We start from the raw sequence: 22,609 nt of genomic DNA, 5'->3' as shown, positions 1-22,609 counted from the left end.
GGAGAGGGGAAACGGGTATGACGGGGATATAAAACAAAAAGCCCCCGCTGAAACAGCAGAGGCTTAATTCACTACGGCGCAGAAAGTCGAAGATTAAGCTTCGATAGCGGCGCGTAGTTTTTTCATCGCGTTCTTTTCCAGCTGACGAACACGTTCAGCTGAGACGCCATAACGATCCGCCAGCTCCTGCAGCGTGGACTTGTTGTCCTCGTCCAGCCAGCGAGCGCGGATGATGTCCTGGCTACGCTCGTCCAGGCCCTGCATCGCATCAGTCAGTTTATTAGCAGCCTGCTCTTCCCAGTTATCGTCTTCGATGCCGTCGGCAAAGTTAGACGTTTTGTCCTGCAGATAGAGCACCGGCGCCATCGGCTGGCTATCGGATTCGTCATCGGACGACATATCAAAGGTCATGTCCTGCGCTGCCATACGTGATTCCATCTCACGTACGTCTTTGCTCGACACACCCAGCTCGCGGGCAACCATCTCTACTTCGTCCTGGTTAAACCAGCCCAGACGCTGCTTGGTTTTACGCAGGTTGAAGAACAGCTTACGCTGCGCTTTGGTGGTTGCGACTTTAACGATACGCCAGTTACGCAGCACGTATTCGTGGATTTCCGCTTTAATCCAGTGCACGGCGAAGGAAACCAGTCGCACACCCACTTCCGGGTTGAAACGACGTACGGCTTTCATCAGACCGATGTTACCTTCCTGAATCAGGTCCGCCTGCGGCAGGCCATAGCCCGAGTAGTTACGAGCAATATGAACAACAAAGCGCAGGTGAGACAGAATCAGCTTTTTCGCTGCTTCCAGATCGCCCTGGTAATGCAGCTTTTCAGCAAGCTCCCGCTCTTCATCAGCCGATAACATCGGCCAAGTGTTAGCAGCCCGGATGTACGATTCCAGGTTACCAACGGGGGCTAAAGCTAAAGTTTGCATTTCTTTGGTCATTCAAATCCTCTCAATCGATAGTGTCTGACATGATCTTGTCCCCATCAGGCAACAAACATGCCAGCATTTATGAGCAACGAGAATATCACCCACAGTAGTATCAGACAGTGATTTTATCCACAAGTTCCATGCAACGTTGTGAGTAAATTACGCACAAAATGTGACATGGAGATGAAAGATTAGGGAAGAGGCGAACAGGGACTCTTTCCCTGCAGAGAGATATTCAGTGCAGGGAAAGATTATACCAGAAAATTTTTAGTCGGGGGTAAAGTGACGTAAATGTTGCACCGTCGCCAGCCAGGCCGCGACCCAGCCAATCATCGAGCAGACGATAAGCATCAGCAGACACTCATCGAAGCCTAAGCCGCTGAGTTCAAATTTAGTACCAAACACTTTCGCCACTTCGGTCACCGCCGAGGAGAGGCGCATCACCAGAATCTCCGACAGAATCAGCGACAAAAACGCCCCGGCGAAGCCCAGCAGCGCGCCGCCGTAGAGGAACGGGCGCAGGATGAAACCGTCGGTAGCGCCGATCAGCTTCTGGACGTTAATGGTATCGCGGCGGGCGAAGATGCTCAGGCGCACGCTGTTACCAATCACCAGGAACACCGCGGCAATCATCAGCACGCCGATCATCGCCGACACCCGGCCGACCAGCCCGGTCAGCGACGCCAGGCGCGCAAACCAGCTATCGTCCATGCGCACTTCGTCTACCCCCTGAATACGGGAGACGCGATCGCGCAGGGTGTTAAGCGAATCGGTATTCTGGAAATCGAGCTTCGGCACCACAATCGCTACCGCCGGCAACGGGTTCTCTTCCAGCATATCCAGCGCGCCGCCAAACCCGGACCAGTTGCGGAACTCGCCCAGCGCCTCATCGCGCGACAGATAATTTACCTTCTCAACGCCCTGCTCCGCCTGCAGTTGGCCAACCACCCGCGCCGCCGCATCATCATCCAGCGTTTTTTCCAGATAGACGGTGATCTGCGGCGACGGATAATACTGCGACGCCGCGCTGTTGACGTTTTTGTAGACCATATAGCAGACGCTCGGCAGCGTCAGCGAAATAGCGATCACCATGATGGTGAGGAAGGTCGCCAGCGGCGTGCTTTTTAAATCCTGTAACGCGCCGTGCCAGGCGTAGCGCACCTGCTCGTTAAAGACGTTACTCTTCCGCGATGCCGGGTTCGGCGCCGCTTTTGACCGTTTTGGCGCATTGCGCCCGCCGTTGCCGCCGCCGGTGGCGTTACGGAGACGATCGAACTTGCTGCCGAACTGGCGAATCTGGTTCACTGCGTCGCGCTTATTCACCCCGATGGCCTCCATGCATATGACCGTCGCTTAGCGTCAGGACACGGTACGGACGGCTGGAAATAAGCCCCAGGTCGTGGGTCGCCATCAGTACCGTTACACCTACGCGGTTAAACTCTTCAAACAGACGTAAAATCCCTTCCGAGAGCGCCTCATCGAGGTTACCGGTCGGTTCATCCGCCAGCAGCACCGCCGGCTTGTTGACCACCGCGCGGGCAATGCCCACACGCTGTTGCTCACCGCCGGAGAGTTGGATGGGGAAATTTTTCGCTTTGTCCAGCAGCCCGACTTTATCCAGCGCTGCGGATACGCGGCGGCGAATATCATCGCCGCTGGCGCCGGCGATAATCAGCGGGATCGCCACATTATCGAACACGGTGCGATCCATCAGCAGGTGGTGGTCCTGGAAAATCATGCCGATTTGGCGGCGCAGGAACGGCACCTCGCGGCTCTTCAGGCGGCTGATATCATGGCCGCTGAACAGAATTTTCCCGGCGCTCGGCCGTTCGATACCACAGATAAGCTTCAGCAGGGTACTTTTCCCCGCGCCGGAATGGCCGGTCAGGAACGCCATCTCGCCCTGCTGCAGGTGGAACGTCACCCCCTGCAGCGCTTGTCTCCCACCGAGATAGGCTTTGCTGACTTGTTCAAAGCGAATCATTCTTAATCCTCTCGGGCAAAAAGTGCCTCAATAAAGTCGCCCGCATTAAACGGACGCAGATCTTCAATACGTTCGCCGACGCCAATATAGCGAATCGGAATACTGAACTGGTCAGCCACTGAGAAGATAACCCCGCCCTTCGCGGTTCCGTCAAGCTTAGTCAACGTAATGCCGGTCAGCCCCACCGCTTCGTGGAACAGTTTGGCCTGGCTAATCGCGTTCTGCCCGGTGCTGGCGTCGATGGTTAGCATGACTTCATGCGGCGCGTCGACATCCAATTTCTTCATTACGCGGACAATCTTCTTCAGTTCTTCCATCAGATGCGATTTATTCTGCAGACGACCCGCGGTATCGGCAATCAGCACATCAATATTGCGCGCTTTCGCCGCCTGAATGGCGTCAAAAATAACCGAGGCTGAATCAGCGCCGGTATGCTGGGCAATCACCGGGATCTCGTTACGCTGGCCCCAGACCTGTAACTGTTCCACCGCCGCCGCGCGGAAGGTATCCCCCGCCGCCAGCATCACGGATTTGCCCTGCTGCTCAAACTGACGCGCCAGCTTACCGATGGTGGTGGTTTTACCCACGCCGTTAACGCCGACCATCAGAATAACAAATGGCGTTTTCCCTTCAACATTCAGCGGTTCCTCAACTTTCGTCAGGATCTCGCTCATCTCTTCTTTCAGCAGACCGTATAACGCCTCGGCATCACGCAGCTGCTTACGGCTGGCCCCCTCGGTAAGATTGGTAATAATCTTACGCGTGGTTTCCACCCCAACGTCGGCAATCAGCAGCTGTTCTTCCAGCTCTTCAAACAGATCGTCGTCGATTTTTTTACCGCGGAACAGGCTGATAAATCCGGAACCCAGATTCTGTTTGGTTTTCACCAGGCTGCGTTTTAAGCGGGCGAAGAAACCTTCTTTGGTCGGTTTTTCCTGCTCCTGCGGCGGCGCTTCCTGAGTTTCCGCTTCTTCTTCTGGCGTCTCTTCAACGTCTTGCGCCGCCAGAGCTTGTGCTTCGAGCTCTTCATCGCTTAGTTCGGCTTCGGGCTCTTCCGGGAGGATCTCATCTTCGATGACCTCAGGCTCCGCGACGATAACCTCTTCCGGCGTCTGTTCAGCGACCGCTTCGGCGATAACCGGCTCGGCTATTACCTCTTCAACCAGCGGTTCAGCGACTTTTTCTTCTACCGCAGGAACAACCGGCGCTTCTTCAACTACGATTTCCGACGCCGCGGTCTCTTCCGCCACCGGATGCGACAGTTCGCTTTCAACAACCTGTTCGGTAACCTCTACGACCTCGGCGGCAAAGGCCTCGGGGTCTTCTTTTACCGTTTCCGCCGCGGGTACGGCTTCCGCAGGCGTTTCCGCCGCCGGAGCCTGTTCCGCAACCTCTTGTTGTTTTTCTACTTTTTGTTCTGTTTCGCTTTCCTGAGCCTGTTCTTTTTGCCCAAAGCCCAGCCAGGAAAAGAAGCCACGTTTTTTCTCTTTTGCCATTTGCGACCACACTCCTCGCTGTTTATTCATGGCGCAGCTTCGACACAACCGCTTCAGAAGCTGAAAAAATGATGAAATTAGTTGGATAGTCTATCACTTAACTTAACTCGCATCACCGCCCCCGGATTAAGGTTTCGTCAATGGTCTTCGATCGTTAGAATAGCAGGCTGGAAGTTGAGACTTGAGCAAAGAGATGAAGAAACCAAATCACGCAGGCAGCGGCCAGATCCGCATTATCGGCGGACAGTGGCGGGGCCGTAAATTACCGGTGCCGGAGAGCCCGGGTCTGCGCCCGACCACCGACCGGGTTCGGGAAACGCTATTTAACTGGCTGGCGCCGTCAATGGTCGACGCCCACTGCCTTGACTGCTTCGCCGGCAGCGGCGCGCTGGGGCTGGAAGCGCTGTCACGCTATGCCGCCAGCACCACGCTACTGGAGATGGAGCGCGGCGTCGCGCAGCAGCTACAAAAAAATCTCGCGACGCTGAAAGCCAACAACGGCAAGGTGGTCAACACCAACACGCTGGCGTTTCTCAGCCAGCCGGGTACGCCGCACCATATTGTCTTCGTCGATCCTCCCTTCCGCAAAGGGCTGCTGGAAGAAACGCTCAGCCTGCTGGAAAAAAACCACTGGCTCGCAGATGAAGCGCTGATTTATGTCGAGAGCGAAGTAGAAAACGGACTACCGCCGGTTCCGGCAAACTGGCAGCTGTATCGCGAAAAAGTCGCCGGACAGGTCGCCTACCGCCTGTATCAACGCGAGGCACAAGGAGAAAACCATGCTGATTAATTTAGGCCGCCTGCTGATGCTATGCGTTTGGGCGTTTTTGCTGTTGAACCTGTTTCAACCTTTCCCAAAACCGCTGAATATCTTCGTTAACGTGGCGCTGATTTTTATGATTCTGATGCATGGCCTGCAGCTGACGCTGTTGAAAGCGACGCAAACGAAAGATGCGCCGCCGCTGAGCCGTTTTGAGCAGATTCGTATTTTCATCTTCGGCGTATTTGAACTGGTGGCCTGGCAGAAAAAGCTGAAGGCCACGCTGAAGAAGAAGTAACGGTTAATCGAGGGCTCAGTTATCGGCAACAAAGTCGACGAATTTAGAGCCCTTATAGCTCAGCATTCCCCGGTCGCCAACGCTCAGCGCGTGGTATTGCGGCGCATCAAGGCGGAACACCACTTCCAGACCTCCATTTTCCGGGCGGAAGCTCGCTTCATAACGCATCTCGCTGCCGGCTGGCGTCACCGTCTGCTGGCGCGAGCGGCGATCGTTAATCACCTTTTCCCGCTTATTGCTGACCACCACCCGCTTCTGCAGCAGCGGCGCGGCGTCGTTATCCATTTTCTCCCGGCGCTGCTGCACGTAGCGAAACGAGGCCGCCACCACAATCACCGCGACCACCAGCACAAAAAATAGCGGAACTTTACTCATTTGCGTACCCATAAGAATTATCAGGAATAAGGATAACGCGCATTGAATAACGTTGTCATCTTCTGGCCCAAACCACTACACTGAGATCCGGTACCGTAAGCGTAATCGCTTATTTAATGATAACAGATACAGGGACTTACTATGCTTTGGTCGTTTATTGCTGTCTGTTTCTCCGCATGGCTTTACGTCGATGCGTCCTATCGTGGGCCGGCCTGGCAGCGCTGGGTCTTTAAACCGGTCACCCTGCTTCTGTTGCTGCTGTTAGCCTGGCAGGCGCCGATGTTCAACGCCATTAGCTACCTGGTGCTGGCGGGCCTGTGCGCTTCGCTGCTCGGCGATGCCTTAACCCTGCTGCCGCGCCAGCGGGTGATGTACGCGGTTGGCGCATTCTTCCTCTCTCATCTGCTGTATACGATCTGGTTCGCCAGCCAGATGACGCTTTCGTTCTTCTGGCCGCTGCCGCTGGTACTGCTGGTGCTCGGCGCGCTGCTGCTGGCGATTATCTGGACCCGGCTGGAAGAGATGCGCATGCCGGTGCTGACCTTTATCGGTATGACTCTGGTGATGGTGTGGCTGGCGGGCGAACTGTGGTTCGTGCGGCCGACCGATACCGCGCTCTCCGGCTTCCTTGGCGCCGCTTCGCTGCTGTTGGGTAACGCCGTCTGGCTGATTAGCCACTATCGCCGTCGCTTCCGCGCCGATAACGCCATTTCCGCGGCCTTCTACTTTGCCGGGCACTTCCTGATCGTTCGCGCACTGTATCTGTAATTTACTGCTTGACTCTGGAGTCGACTCCAGAGTGTATCCTGCGGGTAATGAGAAAATTATCATTACCCGGAGGGTGCCATGTCGACACCAGAATCTCAGGACAAAAAAGTCCCCCAGTTCTCGTCATTCAAATTTACCCCGGCGACAGCGCCCGCGGAAAGCTGCTGTACCGATCATAACTGCGCCGGAGAAACCGCCTCCGCTGAGCAGCCGCTCAATGGCGCCCGCTATAGCTGGCAGGTGGAAGGGATGGACTGCGCGGCCTGCGCCCGTAAGGTGGAGACCGCCGTGCGCCAAATCGACGGCGTCAGCCAGGTACAGGTGCTATTCGCCACCGAGAAACTGCTGGTCAATGCCGACAGCGATATCCGTTCGCAGGTTGAAAACGCGGTACGCGCCGCGGGTTATACCCTGCGCGATGCTGACGCGCCGCAGGAAGAGAAACCGCAAGGTTCATGGCTGCAGGAAAACCTGGCGTTATTGAGTCTGGTAGTGATGATGGCGCTCAGCTGGGGGCTGGAGCAGTTTAACCACCCGTTCGGCAAACTGGCGTTTGTCGCCACTACCCTCGTCGGCCTGTGGCCGGTTGCCCGTCAGGCGCTGCGGTTAATTAAAAGCGGCAGCTGGTTTGCCATCGAAACGCTGATGAGCGTCGCCGCCATTGGCGCGCTGTTTATCGGCGCCACCGCCGAAGCGGCGATGGTGCTGCTGCTGTTCCTGATCGGCGAACGACTTGAAGGCTGGGCCGCCAGCCGCGCGCGTCAGGGTGTGAGCGCCCTGATGGCGCTCAAACCTGATACCGCCGTTCGCCTGCGCAACGGCGAGCGTGAGACCGTCTCCCAGCGCGACCTGCGTCCTGGCGACGTGATTGAAGTCGCCGCCGGCGGGCGTCTACCGGCCGATGGCGAGCTGCTATCGCCGTTTGCCAGCTTTGACGAAAGCGCGCTGACCGGCGAATCGGTACCGGTGGAACGTAAAGCCGGCGAGCGCGTAGCCGCTGGCGCCACCAGCGTCGATCGCCTGGTGCAATTGAGCGTTATCTCCGAACCGGGAGACAGCGCCATTGACCGGATCCTCAAACTGATTGAAGAAGCCGAGGAGCGCCGGGCGCCGATTGAGCGCTTCATCGATCGCTTCAGCCGAATCTACACTCCGGCCATTATGGTAGTCGCCCTGCTGGTTGCCATCGTACCGCCGCTATTCTTCGCCAGCGCCTGGCTGCCGTGGATCTATAAAGGCTTAACGCTGCTGCTGATCGGCTGCCCTTGCGCGCTGGTCATCTCTACCCCGGCGGCGATTACCTCCGGCCTGGCGGTCGCCGCACGGCGCGGGGCGCTGATTAAAGGCGGCGCGGCACTGGAACAATTGGGCCAGGTGCGCCAGGTGGCGTTCGATAAAACCGGTACTCTGACCATCGGCCAACCGCAGGTCACCCACGTTATCACCACCGCCGGCGTTGATGAAAACGGCCTGCTGGCGCTGGCGGCAGCAGTTGAACAAGGCTCCAGTCATCCGCTGGCACAGGCTATCGTCCGCGAAGCGCAGCAGCGTAAGCTGACGATTCCCGTTGCGCGCAACCAGCGGGCGCTGGCCGGTTCCGGGATAGAAGCCGAGGTCAACGGCAGCCGCATCTTAATCTGCGCGGCCAGTAAGGCCGCCCCCGCTGAGCATGAGGCGCAGATCCAGCAACTGGAGAGCGCCGGACAGACGGTGGTGCTGGTGATGCGCGATGATACCTTGCTCGGCATTCTGGCGCTGCGCGATACCCTGCGCGACGATGCGCGTCAGGCGGTGGAAGAACTGCATCAATTGGGCGTACAAGGGGTGATCCTCACCGGGGATAACCCGCGCGCTGCGGCGGCTATCGCCAATGAACTGGGTCTGCAGTTCCGCGCCGGATTGCTGCCGGCGGACAAAGTGAACGCGGTGATGGCGCTTAACGCCAACGCGCCGCTGGCAATGGTCGGCGACGGTATCAACGATGCCCCGGCGATGAAAGCGGCGACCATCGGTATTGCGATGGGCAGCGGCACCGATGTAGCTCTGGAGACCGCCGACGCGGCGTTGACCCATAACCGCCTCACCGGCCTGGCGCAGATGATTTCGCTGGCGCGCGCCACCCATGCCAATATTCGCCAGAATATCGCCATCGCTTTAGGGTTGAAGGGGATTTTCCTCGTCACGACCCTTCTCAGCCTGACCGGGTTGTGGCTGGCGGTGTTGGCAGATACCGGCGCGACGGTGCTGGTAACGGCTAACGCCCTGCGGTTATTGCGTAAAAAGTAAGGTTGAACAGATATTCCCTGCTCGCGCAGCACGGTTCCAGATCGTTGGGTAGCCCGGATAAGGCGCAACGCGCCGCCATCCGGGGGTATTCCCTGCTCGCGCTGCGCTTAGCAGGGCTGCGGTTCCGTGCCGTTAGGTAGCCCGGATAAGGCGCAACGCGCCGCCATCCGGGGGTATTCCCTGCTCGCGCTGCGCTTAGCAGGGCTACGGTTCCGGGCCGTTGGGTAGCCCGGATAAGGCGCAACGCGCCGCCATTCGGGGATATTCCCTGCTCGCGCTGCGCTTAGCAGGGCTACGGTTCTGAGCGTTAGGTAGCCCGGATAAGGCGCAACGCGCCGCCATCCGGGGATATTCCCTGCTCGCGCTGCGCTTAGCAGGGCTACGGTTCTGAGCGTTAGGTAACCCGGATAAGGCGCAACGCGCCGCCATTCGGGGATATTCCCTGCTCGCGCTGCGCTTGGCAGGGCTACAGTTGCGGACCGTTGGGTAGCCCGGATAACGCGGATTCAGTGGCTTTTGCGGATCAGGTAGCGGTACGGCAGGGCTTCGGTTTCCTGCGCCACCAGTTCATGCTCCATAAAGAGGCAAAAACCGGGAATATCGCGGGTGGTGGCCGGATCGTCGGCAATAATCAGCAGGGTCTCGCCCACCGGCATGGTACGCACGGTTTTACGCACCATCATCACCGGCTCCGGGCAGCGGAGCCCAAGGGCGTCCAGCGTATGGTCAGGACTGGAAAAAAGTTCGCTCATTTTTATCTCACTTCAACAAAACGGCCCTAGTTTACCCCCACTTCGCCAGTACGCAAGCCAGGTTAACGTTTGCGCGAAAAACAACCATTGCATTACGCTCGCAACGCAGTATCATGCAGCCGTTTTTAATTGGGTTCCCTCACCCCAACGTTCCGCTCCCGATTCCTTCATTGGTATGAAGCATGACGGACATAAAAAGGTCACAATATGAATCCCTTTACTACCGTACAGCGTAAGAAAGCGCTCGTCTGGCTTTCGCTATTTCATCTGCTGGTGATCACCTCCAGCAACTATCTGGTCCAACTGCCGATCTCCATTTTTGGTTTCCATACCACCTGGGGGGCGTTCAGTTTTCCCTTTATTTTTCTCGCCACCGATCTGACGGTGCGCATTTTCGGCGCCCCGCTGGCGCGACGCATCATCTTCGCAGTGATGATCCCGGCGCTGATTATTTCCTATGGCATTTCGGCGCTGTTTTATATGGGCGAGTGGCAGGGCTTTGCCGCGCTGGGCACCTTTAATTTGTTCGTCGCCCGTATCGCCGCCGCCAGCTTTATGGCTTATGCGCTGGGGCAAATTCTCGACGTCCACGTTTTCAACCGCCTGCGTCAGAATCGTCGCTGGTGGCTGGCACCGACGGCGTCGACCCTGTTCGGTAACGTCAGCGATACCCTGGCCTTCTTCTTCATCGCCTTCTGGCGCAGCCCGGATCCGTTTATGGCCGCCCACTGGGGAGAAATCGCCACCGTCGACTACTGCTTCAAAGTGCTTATCAGCATTGTCTTCTTCTTGCCGATGTACGGCGTGCTGTTGAATATGCTGTTGAAAAAACTGGCGGATAAATCTGATTTGTCGGCATTGCAGCCAGGTTAAAGGTACTCGCTAACGGTTGTGATAAGATAACCGGATGAGCCGTTAATGGCCGTTTATCGAAAGGAAGATGTCAATGCGCAATTTGGTTAAATATGTCGGTATTGGCCTGCTGGTTATGGGGCTTGCGGCCTGTGATAACAGCGATTCAAAAGCGCCGACCGTCGGGGCGGCAGCAGAGAGCAATACCAGCGGCCAGGCGATTAGCCTGCTGGATGGTAAACTGAGCTTCACTCTGCCCGCGGGCATGGCCGACCAGAGCGGTAAGCTCGGTACCCAGGCCAACAATATGCATGTCTATTCTGACGCCACCGGCCAGAAAGCGGTGATTGTGATTGTCGGCGACAATACTAATGAAGATCTGGCGGTGCTGTCCAAACGTCTGGAAGATCAGCAGCGCAGCCGCGACCCGCAGCTGCAGGTTGTGTCTAACAAATCGATTGAGATTAAAGGCCACACCTTACAGCAACTGGACAGCATCATCTCCGCCAAAGGTCAGACCGCGTGGTCTTCCGTACTGCTCGGTAAGATCGATGACAAATTGCTGACCCTGCAGGTCACTCTGCCAGCGGACAACCAGCAGCAGGCGCAGACCGAAGCGGAAAGCATCGTCAACACGCTGGTCATTAACTAATTTTATTGCCCTGATGCAGCGGCCTCCGGTTCAGCCACCGGGGGCCGTTTTTTTAACCGCCAGCCCAACAGTAGCGCGGCCATCACCAACCCTGCCGCCGCCAGATAAATCGCCGGTATCCCGGTCCACGCCATCAAAAGCCCGGCCAGCGGCCCGGTTATCCCCAACGACAAATCCATAAATACGGTATAGGTCGCCAGCGCCGAGCCCTGATTGTGCTGCGGCACGGCTTTTACCGCCACCACGCCCAGCGCCGGGAAGACCAGCGAGAACCCCGCGCCGGTGAGGAAAGTCCCGACTTTCGCCATCAGCGGCGTTTGTGCAAAGCCCACCAGCAGCAGGCCAATAACCTCCACGCTAAAACAGAGCATCGCCACGTTCAGGCCGCCAAGGCGGTTAATACCGTTGGGAAAAAGCAGCCGCGTGCCGACAAACGCGCAGCTGAACAGCGTTAACGCAAAGGCCGCGCCGTCCCAGCCTTTCGCGTCATAAAACAGGGTAATAAAGGTCGCGATAACCCCAAAGCCGGCAGAAGCCAACGCCAGCGCCATGCCGTAAGGCCAAACCCGGCCCAGCACCGCGCGAAATGACATCGCTTTCCCTTTCGTTGCCTTCACCGCCGTTCGCGGTAGCGCGCAAATGATAGCCACCAGAGCAACCGCCATAATGACCATCGCCAGGCCGCTGAGGCCAATGTATGAATAGCACAGCACGCCCAGCGGCGCGCCCATCGCCATCGCGCCGTAGGTCACAATGCCGTTCCACGAAATCACCCGCCCGATATGCAGCGAGCCGACAACGCCTACGCCCCATAGCGTCGACCCCGTGCCGGCAAAGCTCTGGCCAATGCCGAGGATCGCTCGTCCAACGCATAACAACAGCAGACTCAGCAGCGGCGAGCTGCTGCTCCAGGCTGCCAGCAGGTAGCTTAAACCACTCAGGAAACAGCCGCACAGGCCGAAAACGACAATCTTTTTCGGCCCGAGCAGATCGGCGTAGCGCCCGGCGTGCGGTCGGCTCAGCAGCGTGGCGAAATACTGCAGACTAATCGCCAGCCCGGCCCAGAAGGCGCTAAAACCCATCACATCGTGAACGTAGCCCGGCAGAACCGCCAACGGCAGGCCGATAGTGAGATAGCTGGCAAAGTTGAAAATAACGACGGAGACAATCCGCAGATTAAGGCGCAGTCCATTGAGCGCCGGTTCGGCGACGGGTTCGGGCATCAGGTTCCACCAGATATTGGCAACAGATATCTACTATTTACCATGTCCGGTCGGTAATTGCAGTTCCCGCTATTGGCGCCATCTATTCAGCGGAATTATCATCCTTTATGGGGAGATTAACGCAATAAATTGCACTAAGCGGTGAAAATACCGAAAATACAGCATTATCTCATCGCAAAGTTTTGCGCTGCGGATATGCTTGGCGTCACCCTTAGCTGGCGAGGCTGATTTTCGGTTGCCAAGCCCCCAATTAACGGCTTCGTGATGGTTATCGCCGGGTTTCGGGTTCTATAAACGTCGCGATCATAGAACTACAGGCTTACCGCGGACGCGCGTAGATGAATTTTACCCTGAACATAATCGACTGGCAGGCGAGAGCGCCTGGGCTTTGCGAAGCCGAACAGTGGCAGCAATGGTCACGGTATTCGCACACCATCGATCCGGCGGCCCCGGCGGCCAAACTCAACGAACTGCCAATGATGACCGCTCGCCGACTTAGCTCCGGCAGCAAGCTGGCGGTTGAATGCGGGCTGGCGATGCTGCGCCGCCATGAGATCGACGCCGTTCTCTATACCAGCCGTCACGGCGAACTAGAGCGCAACTATCGGATCCTCCACGCCCTGGCGATGGAGCAAGCGGTTTCGCCTACCGATTTCGCCTTATCGGTACATAATTCCGCCGTTGGTAATCTGACGATTGCGGCGAAAAAGCCTATTGCGTCGTCATCGCTTTCTGCCGGGCGCGACACTTTCCAGCAGGGATTATATGAAGTCATGGGGCTTCTGCAGGCAGGTTATCAACGCGTGTTGATGGTTGATTTTGATGGTTTTCTGCCGGAGTTTTACCATTCGCAGCTGCCGACGGCTATGCCGACCTGGCCCTATGCGACGGCCTGGGTTATTGAGTCCGGCGGCGAATGGCAGTGCCAGGCTGAGCGCTATGATGCCGTTCCTGAAAGCCCCCTACCGCAAAGCCTGCTGTTTTTACGGCACTATCTGCAGAATTCCCATACGTTCACCCTGCCCGGCGAGCGCGTGCAGTGGCGCTGGAGCCGAGCATGACGCCGCTTTTCCAACGGTTAAATCGCCTGTGGCGCGCGGCGATGACCGGTTTTTGTTTCGCGCTGTTTGGCGTCGGTGGGCTGCTGCTCTCGCTGATCTGGTTCAATCTGCTGCTGATCGTAGTGCGCGATAGCACCCGCCGTCGTCGTCTCGCACGGCGCAGCATTTCCGCCAGCTTTCGCGTTTTTCTTAACGTCGTGAAAGCCGTCGGCGTACTGGACTACCAGATTAAAGGGCGCGAGATTTTACGTCAGGAGCGCGGTTGCCTGGTGGTCGCTAATCATCCCAGCCTCATCGACTACGTGATGCTGGCCTCGGTGATGCCGGAAACCGACTGCCTGGTGAAAAGCGCGTTGCTGAAAAACCCATTTGTCAGCGGCGTGATCCGCGCGGCGGATTATTTGATTAACGATCGCGCCGATACCCTGCTTCCGGCCAGTCGGCAGCGTTTACAGCAGGGCGATACTATTTTGATTTTCCCGGAAGGAACCCGAACGGTGCCGGGAGAAAAAATGCAGCTGCAGCGCGGCGCGGCCAATATCGCCGTGCGCTGCGGCAGCGATTTACGCGTCGTCGTTATCCGCTGTACCGAGCATATGCTGGGCAAACAGAGCAAATGGTACGACCCGCCGCGAACGAAGCCGTTATTTACCGTTGAAGTCGGAGAACGGCTACGAATAGACCAATTTTACGATGCCAACACACAAGAACCGGCGCTGGCCGCACGGCAGTTAAACCGGCATATTTTGCTTAAATTAGAATCAGGCGTTGCGCCTGAAACAGGAATTAATGATGGAAGCGCTCTATCTTGAAATTAAAAATCTGATTATCAGTACATTGAACCTGGACGAGTTGTCCGCTGATGATATCGACACCGATGCCGCGCTGTTTGGCGATGGTCTGGGTCTGGACTCCATCGATGCGCTGGAGCTGGGTCTGGCGGTGAAAAAACAGTACGGCGTGGTGCTGTCGGCAGAAAGCGAAGAGATGCGCCAGCACTTCTTTTCCGTCGCCACGCTGGCATCCTTTATTCAAGCGCAGCGTGCCTGAGGAGAACCGTTATGACCGAACAAAAAGCTATTTACGAAGAAGTCTCCGCGCTGCTGGTGAAGGTGTTTGAAATCGATCCGCAGGATATTAAACCTGAGGCCCGCCTGTACGAAGACCTCGAACTGGACAGCATCGACGCCATCGACATGATCGTCCATCTACAAAAGAAAATCGGCAAGAAAATCAAGCCAGAAGACTTTAAAACCGTACGCACCGTGCAGGACGTGGTCGATGCGGCGGATCGCCTGCTGAAAGAAGCGTAATTCACCGTGTCGGGCATCCGCTCGCTGCCGGTCGTTTCAATTATGACGGGGTTATTACTGCTGACCTGGCCATTTTTGATCTGGTTTGGCCTCGCGCATAACAGCCTGCCATGGCTGTTGCCGCTAATGGCGCTACTGCTGTTTTTACGCTTTCGCCAGACCCGGCGACAGTCAGGGCCGTTGAGCGTGGTCACTCAGATCGTTGCGGTAGCCGGCATGACGCTGTGCATTGCCAGCTTCCTGCTAAAGACCCATCAGCTACTGCTATTTTACCCGGTGGTGGTGAGCGGCGTGATGCTGGCGGTGTTTGGCGGTTCGCTGTGGTCAAGTATGCCTGTAGTCGAGCGCCTGGCGCGGTTGCGGGACCCGGTTCTTTCTGAGCAAGCCGTGCGCTACACCCGCCGGGTCACCCAAATCTGGTGCGCCTTTTTCATCGGCAACGGCGGTATAGCGCTGGTTACCGCGTTATATGGCGATATGTCGCTATGGACGGCGTGGAACGGCATGATTTCCTATCTGCTGATGGGCATGTTGATGGCCGGAGAGTGGCTGGTGCGCCAGCGGGTGATTAAACGAGATAAACCATGATGCAGCCCCTCACGCTGGCCCAGTGGCTCAGCGCCCCGCGTCCGCCGCAAACGCTGATTGCGTGGCAGGAAGCGCACAGCTGGACGCTGGCGCATCTGCGCTATGATGTCGCTCACCTGCTTAACAACCTGCAACAACAGCCAGGCGAGCGTTGGGCGCTCTGTTTTGACAACAGCTACCTGTTTTTGGTCGCGCTGTTGGCCACGCTGCATGCGGGGAAAACGCCAGTGCTTCCTGGCCATAGCCGAGCGGCGCTATTACACGAACAGCGAGCGCTTTTCGACGGCATCCTGAGCGATAAGACGCTGCCATGGCGCGGGCCGCTGCGGGTTATCCAGTCCGCCATGGCGACCGCATCCCACGAATACGCGTTCCCGGCGATCGGCGATAACGCCTGCATTGAGCTTTTTACCTCCGGTTCTACCGGTGAACCAAAGCGAATTAGTAAGCCCGTTAAGAGTCTCGACCGCGAGGCGGCGCTGATAGCCGCGCACTATGCCGGGCGCCTGACAGGCAGTCGGGTAGTGGCATCGGTCGCGCCGCAGCACTTGTACGGCCTGACGTTCCGTCTGTTCCTGCCAATGGCGCTGGGGTTGCCGCTGCACGCGGCGATGATTGAGTACGCCGAGCAGCTGGCGGCATTAAGCCATGATCATCATTATTTGTTTATCAGTAGCCCGGCTTTTCTCAAACGTCTCGACTATCGGCTTATCCCGCCGCCGGTCGCGATGATTTTGTCCGCCGGCGGCAAGCTGCCCTGGCAGGATGCCATGCACACCGCTAACTGGTTCAATACCTGGCCGGATGAAATCTACGGCAGCACGGAAAGCGGGGTTATCGCCTGCCGCCAGCGCCTGCAGGATAATGCGCCGTGGCAGCCGTTCCCCGGCATCCGCTTTCAGCCGCAGGGCAACACAATTCGTCTATTTTCGCCGCTTATCGCCGACGATAACGGCCTGGTTATCGATGATATTTTGCATTTCAATGAAAGCGGTCAATTCCAGCTGGCAGGTCGTCGCGACCGGGTAGTGAAAATTGAAGAGAAGCGCATTTCACTAAGCGAAGTGGAATACCGGTTACTGCAACTGGATGGCATTCTTGAGGCCGCCGTCCTGCCGATTACCCGCGGCAGCCGCCAGAGCGTTGGCGCGTTGTTAGTGCTCGATCATGACGCCCGCCGCCGCTGGGGGAAAAGCCAGGAATTACAATGGCGGAAAGCGCTGCGCGCCTCGCTGGAACCTGTGGCCATCCCTCGCTACTGGCGGGTGGTTGACGAGATCCCCGTTAATAGCATGAATAAGCGTGTCTACGCGCAATTACAGGAGTTATTTCATGAAGCCCCATGAAATTGAGCGCCGTCAGCCGCAAGCCGATCGGGTTGAAATCGTGCTCTCTCTCGACCCGGCGCTATTCTGGTTTCGCGGCCATTTTGCCGTGCAGCCGCTGCTACCCGGCGTCGCACAGATCGATTGGGCGATGCATTACGCCACCCGCCTGCTCGTGCCCGGCTGGCGCTTTCATGACATTCAGAACGTGAAATTTCAGTCGCCGCTGCTGCCGGGCGCGATCGTCACGCTCACCCTGACATGGCAGGAGGCTCGCCAGACCCTGACCTTTAGCTATCAGCGCCATGACGGTGAAACCCGGCACACCGCCAGCAGCGGGAAAATTCGCTTATGCCGCTAGCTTTCTCTCCCTGCGTGCTGATCCCCTGCTATAACCACGGCGCCATGATGCCGCAGGTGCTGGCGCGCCTGCAGCCCTTTGGCCTGCCTTGCATCGTGGTGGACGACGGCAGCGATAGCAGTACGCGGCAGCAGTTGGAGCGGCTGGCGGCGGAAACCGCTAATCTGACCTTAATCCGCTTACCACAGAACGCGGGCAAAGGCGCAGCGGTGATCCGTGGGCTACAGGCCGCAGCGCAAGCCGGGTTCAGCCACGCGGTGCAGGTCGATGCCGATGGTCAGCACGCCATCGAAGATATTCCGCAACTGTTGGCGCTGGCGCAGGCCCATCCCGAAGCGCTGATTTCCGGGCAACCGATTTACGACGACTCCATCCCGCGTTCCCGCCTCTACGGGCGCTGGATAACCCACGTCTGGGTATGGATTGAAACGCTGTCGCTGCAGTTGAAAGACAGCATGTGCGGTTTTCGCGTCTACCCGGTGACGCCAACGCTACAGCTGGCGCAGCGCGTGTCACTCGGCCAGCGAATGGATTTTGATACCGAAGTGATGGTGCGCCTCTACTGGCAGGGAAATACCAGCTATTTTGTGCCAACCCGCGTGACCTACCCGCCGGACGGTTTGTCGCATTTTGATGCCATCAAAGATAACTGCCGCATCTCGCTGATGCACACGCGTCTGTTCCTCGGCATGCTGCCGCGGATCCCCTCGCTGTTGTTTCGCCGCGCCTCGCCGCACTGGGCGCGTCAGCAGGAGGTAAAAGGATTATGGGGAATGCGCCTGATGCTACTGGTGTGGCGGCTGCTGGGGCGCAAGGCGTTCTCGCTGCTGCTTTATCCGGTGGTCGGCGTGTACTGGCTGACGGCCGCGACGGCCCGCCGTGCTTCGCAACAATGGATAACCCGCGTGCGCGAACAGTTCGCCGCTCGCCAGATGCCGATACCGCCAACGCTAACCAGCTATCGGCACTTCCAGCGCTTCGGCGAAGCGATGCTGGATAAAATCGCCAGCTGGCGCGGCGAATTGCAGTTCGGCCGCGACGTGGTTTTTACCGCAGGCGCCGAGGAGACGCTAAATATCAGCGATCCGCGGGGGAAGCTGCTGTTGGTTTCGCATCTCGGTGATGTCGAAGCCTGCCGCGCGCTGGCGCAACTACAGGGCGGCAAAACCATCAACGCTCTGGTATTCAGCGAAAATGCGCAACGTTTTAAACAGATTATGACGGAAATGGCCCCTCAGGCCGGGCTCAACCTGATGCCGGTGAACGATATCGGCCCGGATACCGCCATCCTGTTGCAAGAAAAGCTGGAGCGCGGCGAGTGGATCGCGATTGTCGGCGACCGTATTGCGGTTAACCCGCAGCGCGGCGGAGAATGGCGTGTCTGCTGGAGCCGTTTTATGGGGCAAGCCGCCCCCTTCCCGCAGGGGCCATTTATCCTCGCCGCCATTTTGCGCTGCCCGGTTAATTTGCTTTTCGCTCTCCGCCAGCAGGGCAAACTGCGCATTTACTGCGAGCCGTTCGCCGACCCGCTGCTATTACCGCGCGCCGATCGCCAACAGGCATTGCAACACATCATCGACCGCTACGCCGAACGGCTGGAACACTACGCGCTGCAGTCGCCGCTCGACTGGTTTAACTTTTTCGATTTCTGGCGTTTGCCGGATCCCAAAAACAAGGAGTAAAGGGTGCTTAACGATCCCCGTTTTACTGCTGAAGTAGAGCTGACTATTCCGTTTCATGACATCGATATGATGGGCGTCGTGTGGCATGGCAACTATTTCCGCTACTTCGAAATTGCCCGTGAGGCGCTGCTTAACCAGTTCAACTACGGCTACCGGCAGATGAAAGCCTCAGGCTATTTGTGGCCGGTGGTCGATACCCGCGTGAAATACCGCGATGTTATCACCTTCGAGCAGCGCATTCGCGTGCGCGCGCGGATAGAAGAGTTTGAGAACCGCCTACGCATTGGCTACGAAATTTTTGATGTCGATAGCGGCAAGCGCACCACCACCGGCTACACCATCCAGGTTGCGGTGGATGAAAACAGCCGCGAGATGTGTTTCGTCAGCCCGGATATCCTGTTTGAACGCATGGGGGTTACGCCATGAGATTACTGCTGCTGTTAGGGCTGTTTATCAGCCCGCTGGTCAGCGCCCTGACGCTTGATGACCTGCAAAAACAATTTAGCGAACAGCCGGTGGTGCGCGCCCATTTCGATCAAGTTCGCACGATTAAGGATCTGCCGCAGCCGCTGCGATCCCAGGGGCAGATGTTGATCGCCCGCGATAAGGGGTTGCTGTGGGATCAAACCTCGCCATTCCCGATGCAGCTGTTGCTGGATGACAAACGGATGGTGCAGGCGATCAACGGCCAGCCGCCGCAAACCATTACTGCCGAAAACAATCCGCAGATGTTCCAGTTCAACCATTTGCTGCGCGCGTTGTTCCAGGCGGATCGAAAAGTTCTGGAAGATAACTTCCACGTGGAATTTGCCGATAAAGGCGAAGGCCAGTGGACGCTGCGCCTGACGCCCATCACTACGCCGCTGGATAAGATTTTTGCCCGCATCGATTTGGCCGGGAAAGACTATCTGGAACATATTCAGCTCAACGACAAGCAAGGCGATCGCACCGAGATCACGCTTTCCCAACACCAATTGACGCCTGCGCAACTGACCGATGACGAACGCCAACGCTTTGCCGCCCAGTAAACGCCCCGCGCTGTTATGGGCCGTCGTCTGCCTTCTCCTGGCGGGCGCGCTGCTGGCGCTGCTGCCGCAGGCCCGGCTCAACAGCAGCGTACTGGCGATGCTGCCGAAGCAGACGCTTGGCGCAATCCCACCCAGCCTGAACGACGGTTTTATGCAGCGCCTTGACCGCCAGCTGGTCTGGCTGGTCAGCCCCGGTAAACAGGCCGACCCGCAGGTGGCCGGCGACTGGCTGCGTCTGCTGCAAACCTCGAAAGCGCTGGCAGACGTCAAAGGCCCAATGAATGCCGATAATCAGCAGGCCTGGGGGACCTTTTTCTGGCAGCATCGTAACGGTTTAATTGACCCCGCTACCCGCGCGCGCCTGCAAAACGGCGGCGAGGCGCAGGCGCAATGGATCCTCTCACAGCTCTATTCGGCATTTTCCGGCGTCAGCGGCAAAGAACTGCAAAACGATCCGCTGATGCTGATGCGCGGCTCGCAGCTGGCGATGGCGAAAGGCGGCCAGCGGATGCAACTGCAGGATGGCTGGCTGGTGACCAAAGATGCCCAGGGCAACCTCTGGTATCTGTTGCATGGCGAACTGGCGGGTTCCTCATTCGATATGCAGCAGACGCACCGGCTGGTCACTACGCTCGGCGAGCTGGAGAAGCAGTGGAAAACGCAGCATCCGCAGGCGCAGCTGCTGTCGCGCGGCACCGTGTTCTATAGCGATTACGCCAGTCAGCAGGCGAAGCACGATATTTCTACACTCGGCGCGGCGACGCTGTTCGGCGTGATCCTGCTGATCGTCGTGACGTTTCGTTCGCTGCGCCCGCTGCTGCTGTGCCTGATTTCCATCGCCATCGGCGCGCTGGCCGGCACCGTCGTCACGCTGCTGCTATTTGGCGAACTGCATCTGATGACCCTGGTGATGAGCATGAGCATCATCGGCATCTCCGCCGACTATACGCTCTATTATCTGACCGAACGGATGGTGCATGGCGCGGAATCAACCCCGTGGCAAAGCCTCGCCAAAGTGCGTCATGCGTTGCTGCTGGCGCTACTTACTACCGTGGCGGCTTATCTGATTATGATGCTGGCCCCCTTTCCGGCGATTCGCCAGATGGCGCTCTTCGCGGCGGTCGGCCTGAGCGCCTCGTGTCTGACGGTAATTTTCTGGCATCCATGGTTGTGCCGTGGACTTCCCGTGCGCCCGGTTCCGGCGATGGCATTGTTGTTACGCTGGCTTGCCGCCTGGCGACGCCATAAAAAGCTGTCCATCGGCCTCCCCGTCGCGCTGGCCCTGTTCTCGCTGGCGGGTCTCGCGACGCTGCGGGTGGATGATGATATTTCGCAGCTCCAGGCGTTGCCGCAGGATATCCTGGCCCAGGAAAAAGCCATCACCGCGCTCACCGGGCAAAGCGTCGATCAAAAGTGGTTTGTGATTTACGGCAAAACGGCCCAGCAGACGCTGCAGCGCCTGGAGGCATTTATGCCCGCGCTGACGCAGGCGCAAAGCGACGGCCTGCTCGGCGGATATCGCGCTATCCCCCTGAATTCACTCGCTCGCCAACAGCAGGATCTTGCCCTGCTGCAACGCGCCGCGCCCACCGTCAGTAACGTGCTGAACCACGCCGGACTGGCAACGATCAATCCCGATCTCAACCCGATGCCAGTGACCGTCGACGTCTGGCTTGCCAGCCCGGCCAGCGAAGGTTGGCGACTGCTGTGGCTGACGCTGCCGGATGGTGAAAGCGGCGTACTGGTCCCGGTGAGCGGCGTGAAAGACAGCGCGGCGCTAAAAACGCTTAGTACACAACAGGCTGGCGTTGCGTGGGTCGATCGCAAAAACGATTTCGACCAGTTGTTCGCGCTCTACCGCCACATTCTAACCGGCCTGCTGGGCGTTGCGCTGGCGGTGATTGCCTGCGGCGCTATGCTCCGCCTTGGCTGGCGCAAAGGGCTGGTTAGCCTGGTGCCGTCGGTATTGTCGCTGGGATGCGGGCTGGCGATGCTGGCATTTAGCGGCCACGCGGTTAACCTGTTCTCCTTGCTGGCGCTGGTGCTGGTACTGGGCATCGGCATTAACTACACGCTGTTTTTCAGCAACCCGCGCGGTACGCCGCTGACATCGCTGCTGGCGGTCACCCTGGCGATGATGACCACCTTATTGACGCTCGGCATGCTGGTATTTAGCGCCACGCAGGCCATTAGCAGTTTTGGTATTGTTTTGGTAAGCGGCATTTTCGCCGCCTTCCTGCTTTCGCCGTTAGCGATGCCGACCAAAAAAGAGAAAAAAAGACGATGAGAAGACCATCATTCTGGCGCGCCTTCGCGCTACTCGCCGCCTTATTGCTGGCCGGCTGCAGCCGTTCGCAGCCGGAGCCGCAAGGCCGCCCGCAGGCGTGGCTGGAACCGGGTACCCGCGTCACGTTACCGCCGCCTGGTATCTCGCCGGCTATCAGCTCGCAACAGTTGCTCACCGGCAGCTTCAACGGCCAAACCCAGTCGCTGCTGGTCATGCTCAATGCCGATGATAAAAAGCTCACGCTGGCGGGTCTGTCGTCCGTCGGTATCCGCCTGTTCCTGGTGACCTATGATGAAAGAGGGCTGCGCGCTGAACAGTCGATGGTGGTTCCGCAACTGCCGCCAGCCAGCCAGGTGCTGGCCGATGTGATGCTCAGCCACTGGCCGGTTAGCGCATGGCTGCCGCAGTTGCCAAAAAGGTGGACGTTGACCGAGCGCGGCGACAAACGCGAACTACGTAACGCGCGCGGGAAGCTGGTCACCGAAATCACCTATATCAACCGCAAAGGCCAGCGCGTGCCGATCAGCATCGAACAGCACGTCTTTAAATACCACATCACCATTCAATACCTGGGTGACTGAG

The 22,609-nt window shown here is 58.0% G+C and carries 25 protein-coding genes; 18 read left to right on the top strand and 7 right to left on the bottom strand.

Going from position 1 to position 22,609, the window contains the following annotated elements; genetic code table 11:
• Positions 1 to 93: 93 nt before the first annotated feature.
• From rpoH to ftsY, 4 genes are all read right to left on the bottom strand, one after another.
• Positions 94 to 948 (bottom strand): RNA polymerase sigma factor RpoH, encoded by an 855-nt coding sequence (gene rpoH / locus AC2CGP_RS08720; RefSeq protein WP_002920815.1) that lies wholly within the window; start codon positions 946 to 948, stop codon positions 94 to 96.
• Between the two features lie 255 nt (positions 949 to 1,203).
• Positions 1,204 to 2,259: a permease-like cell division protein FtsX gene (gene ftsX, locus AC2CGP_RS08715; RefSeq protein ID WP_032710034.1), complete on the bottom strand. Its 1,056-nt coding sequence runs from the start codon at positions 2,257 to 2,259 to the stop codon at positions 1,204 to 1,206.
• Complete coding sequence (gene ftsE, locus AC2CGP_RS08710) at positions 2,252 to 2,920, bottom strand: cell division ATP-binding protein FtsE (RefSeq protein ID WP_015369317.1); 669 nt, start codon at positions 2,918 to 2,920, stop codon at positions 2,252 to 2,254. Before ftsE ends, ftsX begins: the two co-directional genes overlap by 8 nt.
• A gap of 2 nt (positions 2,921 to 2,922) precedes the next feature.
• Positions 2,923 to 4,416 (bottom strand): signal recognition particle-docking protein FtsY, encoded by a 1,494-nt coding sequence (gene ftsY, locus AC2CGP_RS08705; RefSeq protein ID WP_213759448.1) that lies wholly within the window; start codon positions 4,414 to 4,416, stop codon positions 2,923 to 2,925.
• 193 nt (positions 4,417 to 4,609) lie between these two features.
• Here ftsY and rsmD point away from each other — a divergent pair, with 193 nt between their 5' ends.
• Positions 4,610 to 5,206 (top strand): 16S rRNA (guanine(966)-N(2))-methyltransferase, encoded by a 597-nt coding sequence (rsmD, locus tag AC2CGP_RS08700; protein ID WP_032715233.1) that lies wholly within the window; start codon positions 4,610 to 4,612, stop codon positions 5,204 to 5,206.
• The gene (locus AC2CGP_RS08695; RefSeq protein WP_015369314.1) at positions 5,196 to 5,474 is read left to right on the top strand and encodes a DUF1145 family protein; all 279 of its coding nucleotides are present in this window, start codon (positions 5,196 to 5,198) and stop codon (positions 5,472 to 5,474) included. The genes rsmD and AC2CGP_RS08695 overlap by 11 nt, the downstream gene beginning before the upstream one ends.
• 15 nt (positions 5,475 to 5,489) lie before the next feature.
• On the opposite strand, the gene AC2CGP_RS08690 is transcribed toward AC2CGP_RS08695, so the two are convergent.
• Positions 5,490 to 5,849, bottom strand: a complete 360-nt coding sequence (locus tag AC2CGP_RS08690) for a DUF2500 domain-containing protein (protein WP_020077761.1) — start codon at positions 5,847 to 5,849, stop codon at positions 5,490 to 5,492.
• 141 nt (positions 5,850 to 5,990) lie between these two features.
• On the opposite strand from AC2CGP_RS08690, the gene AC2CGP_RS08685 reads away from it, so the two are divergent.
• Both AC2CGP_RS08685 and zntA read left to right on the top strand, forming a co-directional pair.
• Positions 5,991 to 6,617: a lysoplasmalogenase gene (locus AC2CGP_RS08685; RefSeq protein WP_015369312.1), complete on the top strand. Its 627-nt coding sequence runs from the start codon at positions 5,991 to 5,993 to the stop codon at positions 6,615 to 6,617.
• Positions 6,618 to 6,695: 78 nt separating this feature from the next.
• On the top strand, positions 6,696 to 8,903 hold the full coding sequence (gene zntA / locus AC2CGP_RS08680; RefSeq protein ID WP_213759449.1) for a Zn(II)/Cd(II)/Pb(II) translocating P-type ATPase ZntA: 2,208 nt from the start codon (positions 6,696 to 6,698) through the stop codon (positions 8,901 to 8,903).
• Between the two features lie 506 nt (positions 8,904 to 9,409).
• Here the strand turns inward: zntA and tusA are convergent.
• Positions 9,410 to 9,655: a sulfurtransferase TusA gene (gene tusA / locus AC2CGP_RS08675; RefSeq protein ID WP_015703711.1), complete on the bottom strand. Its 246-nt coding sequence runs from the start codon at positions 9,653 to 9,655 to the stop codon at positions 9,410 to 9,412.
• A 207-nt stretch (positions 9,656 to 9,862) separates the two neighbouring features.
• Between tusA and AC2CGP_RS08670 the strand changes: the two genes are divergently transcribed.
• Together AC2CGP_RS08670 and AC2CGP_RS08665 are read left to right on the top strand one after the other, a co-directional pair.
• A complete protein-coding gene (locus AC2CGP_RS08670) occupies positions 9,863 to 10,528 on the top strand; it encodes a 7-cyano-7-deazaguanine/7-aminomethyl-7-deazaguanine transporter (RefSeq protein WP_015703712.1) in 666 nt (221 codons plus the stop codon).
• Positions 10,529 to 10,601: 73 nt separating this feature from the next.
• Positions 10,602 to 11,159: a DcrB family lipoprotein gene (locus AC2CGP_RS08665; protein ID WP_015369308.1), complete on the top strand. Its 558-nt coding sequence runs from the start codon at positions 10,602 to 10,604 to the stop codon at positions 11,157 to 11,159.
• Between the two features lie 2 nt (positions 11,160 to 11,161).
• On the opposite strand, the gene AC2CGP_RS08660 is transcribed toward AC2CGP_RS08665, so the two are convergent.
• On the bottom strand, positions 11,162 to 12,382 hold the full coding sequence (locus AC2CGP_RS08660; RefSeq protein ID WP_213759450.1) for an MFS transporter: 1,221 nt from the start codon (positions 12,380 to 12,382) through the stop codon (positions 11,162 to 11,164).
• Between the two features lie 338 nt (positions 12,383 to 12,720).
• Here AC2CGP_RS08660 and AC2CGP_RS08655 point away from each other — a divergent pair, with 338 nt between their 5' ends.
• Genes AC2CGP_RS08655 through AC2CGP_RS08600 form a run of 12 tightly spaced genes read left to right on the top strand, consistent with a single transcriptional unit; the run spans position 12,721 to position 22,608 of the window.
• On the top strand, positions 12,721 to 13,443 hold the full coding sequence (locus AC2CGP_RS08655) for a beta-ketoacyl synthase chain length factor (protein WP_020077758.1): 723 nt from the start codon (positions 12,721 to 12,723) through the stop codon (positions 13,441 to 13,443).
• On the top strand, positions 13,440 to 14,255 hold the full coding sequence (locus tag AC2CGP_RS08650) for a lysophospholipid acyltransferase family protein (protein WP_047054600.1): 816 nt from the start codon (positions 13,440 to 13,442) through the stop codon (positions 14,253 to 14,255). The genes AC2CGP_RS08655 and AC2CGP_RS08650 overlap by 4 nt, the downstream gene beginning before the upstream one ends.
• Positions 14,236 to 14,493 carry a phosphopantetheine-binding protein gene (locus AC2CGP_RS08645; RefSeq protein ID WP_015369304.1) on the top strand — a complete coding sequence of 86 codons (258 nt, stop codon included), beginning with the start codon at positions 14,236 to 14,238 and terminating at the stop codon, positions 14,491 to 14,493. Before AC2CGP_RS08650 ends, AC2CGP_RS08645 begins: the two co-directional genes overlap by 20 nt.
• A gap of 11 nt (positions 14,494 to 14,504) precedes the next feature.
• Complete coding sequence (locus AC2CGP_RS08640; protein ID WP_015369303.1) at positions 14,505 to 14,756, top strand: acyl carrier protein; 252 nt, start codon at positions 14,505 to 14,507, stop codon at positions 14,754 to 14,756.
• A 6-nt stretch (positions 14,757 to 14,762) separates the two neighbouring features.
• Positions 14,763 to 15,344, top strand: a complete 582-nt coding sequence (locus tag AC2CGP_RS08635) for a COG4648 family protein (protein ID WP_042895040.1) — start codon at positions 14,763 to 14,765, stop codon at positions 15,342 to 15,344.
• Positions 15,341 to 16,690, top strand: a complete 1,350-nt coding sequence (locus tag AC2CGP_RS08630) for an AMP-binding protein (RefSeq protein ID WP_047057659.1) — start codon at positions 15,341 to 15,343, stop codon at positions 16,688 to 16,690. The genes AC2CGP_RS08635 and AC2CGP_RS08630 overlap by 4 nt, the downstream gene beginning before the upstream one ends.
• Positions 16,677 to 17,030, top strand: a complete 354-nt coding sequence (locus AC2CGP_RS08625; protein WP_032713149.1) for an ApeI family dehydratase — start codon at positions 16,677 to 16,679, stop codon at positions 17,028 to 17,030. The genes AC2CGP_RS08630 and AC2CGP_RS08625 overlap by 14 nt, the downstream gene beginning before the upstream one ends.
• A complete protein-coding gene (locus AC2CGP_RS08620) occupies positions 17,021 to 18,712 on the top strand; it encodes a glycosyltransferase family 2 protein (protein ID WP_042895046.1) in 1,692 nt (563 codons plus the stop codon). The genes AC2CGP_RS08625 and AC2CGP_RS08620 overlap by 10 nt, the downstream gene beginning before the upstream one ends.
• A 3-nt stretch (positions 18,713 to 18,715) precedes the next feature.
• The gene (locus tag AC2CGP_RS08615) at positions 18,716 to 19,138 is read left to right on the top strand and encodes an acyl-CoA thioesterase (protein ID WP_015369298.1); all 423 of its coding nucleotides are present in this window, start codon (positions 18,716 to 18,718) and stop codon (positions 19,136 to 19,138) included.
• Entirely contained in the window at positions 19,135 to 19,740 is a 606-nt protein-coding gene (locus AC2CGP_RS08610) for an outer membrane lipoprotein carrier protein LolA (RefSeq protein ID WP_042895054.1), read from the top strand. The genes AC2CGP_RS08615 and AC2CGP_RS08610 overlap by 4 nt, the downstream gene beginning before the upstream one ends.
• Positions 19,709 to 22,027: an MMPL family transporter gene (locus tag AC2CGP_RS08605; RefSeq protein ID WP_020077755.1), complete on the top strand. Its 2,319-nt coding sequence runs from the start codon at positions 19,709 to 19,711 to the stop codon at positions 22,025 to 22,027. The genes AC2CGP_RS08610 and AC2CGP_RS08605 overlap by 32 nt, the downstream gene beginning before the upstream one ends.
• The gene (locus AC2CGP_RS08600; protein WP_045386481.1) at positions 22,024 to 22,608 is read left to right on the top strand and encodes a DUF3261 domain-containing protein; all 585 of its coding nucleotides are present in this window, start codon (positions 22,024 to 22,026) and stop codon (positions 22,606 to 22,608) included. The genes AC2CGP_RS08605 and AC2CGP_RS08600 overlap by 4 nt, the downstream gene beginning before the upstream one ends.
• Position 22,609: the final 1 nt, after the last annotated feature.

Source organism: Klebsiella sp. SYXHC3, from assembly GCF_057196925.1.
This window is presented reverse-complemented; position numbering and strand designations above follow the sequence as displayed.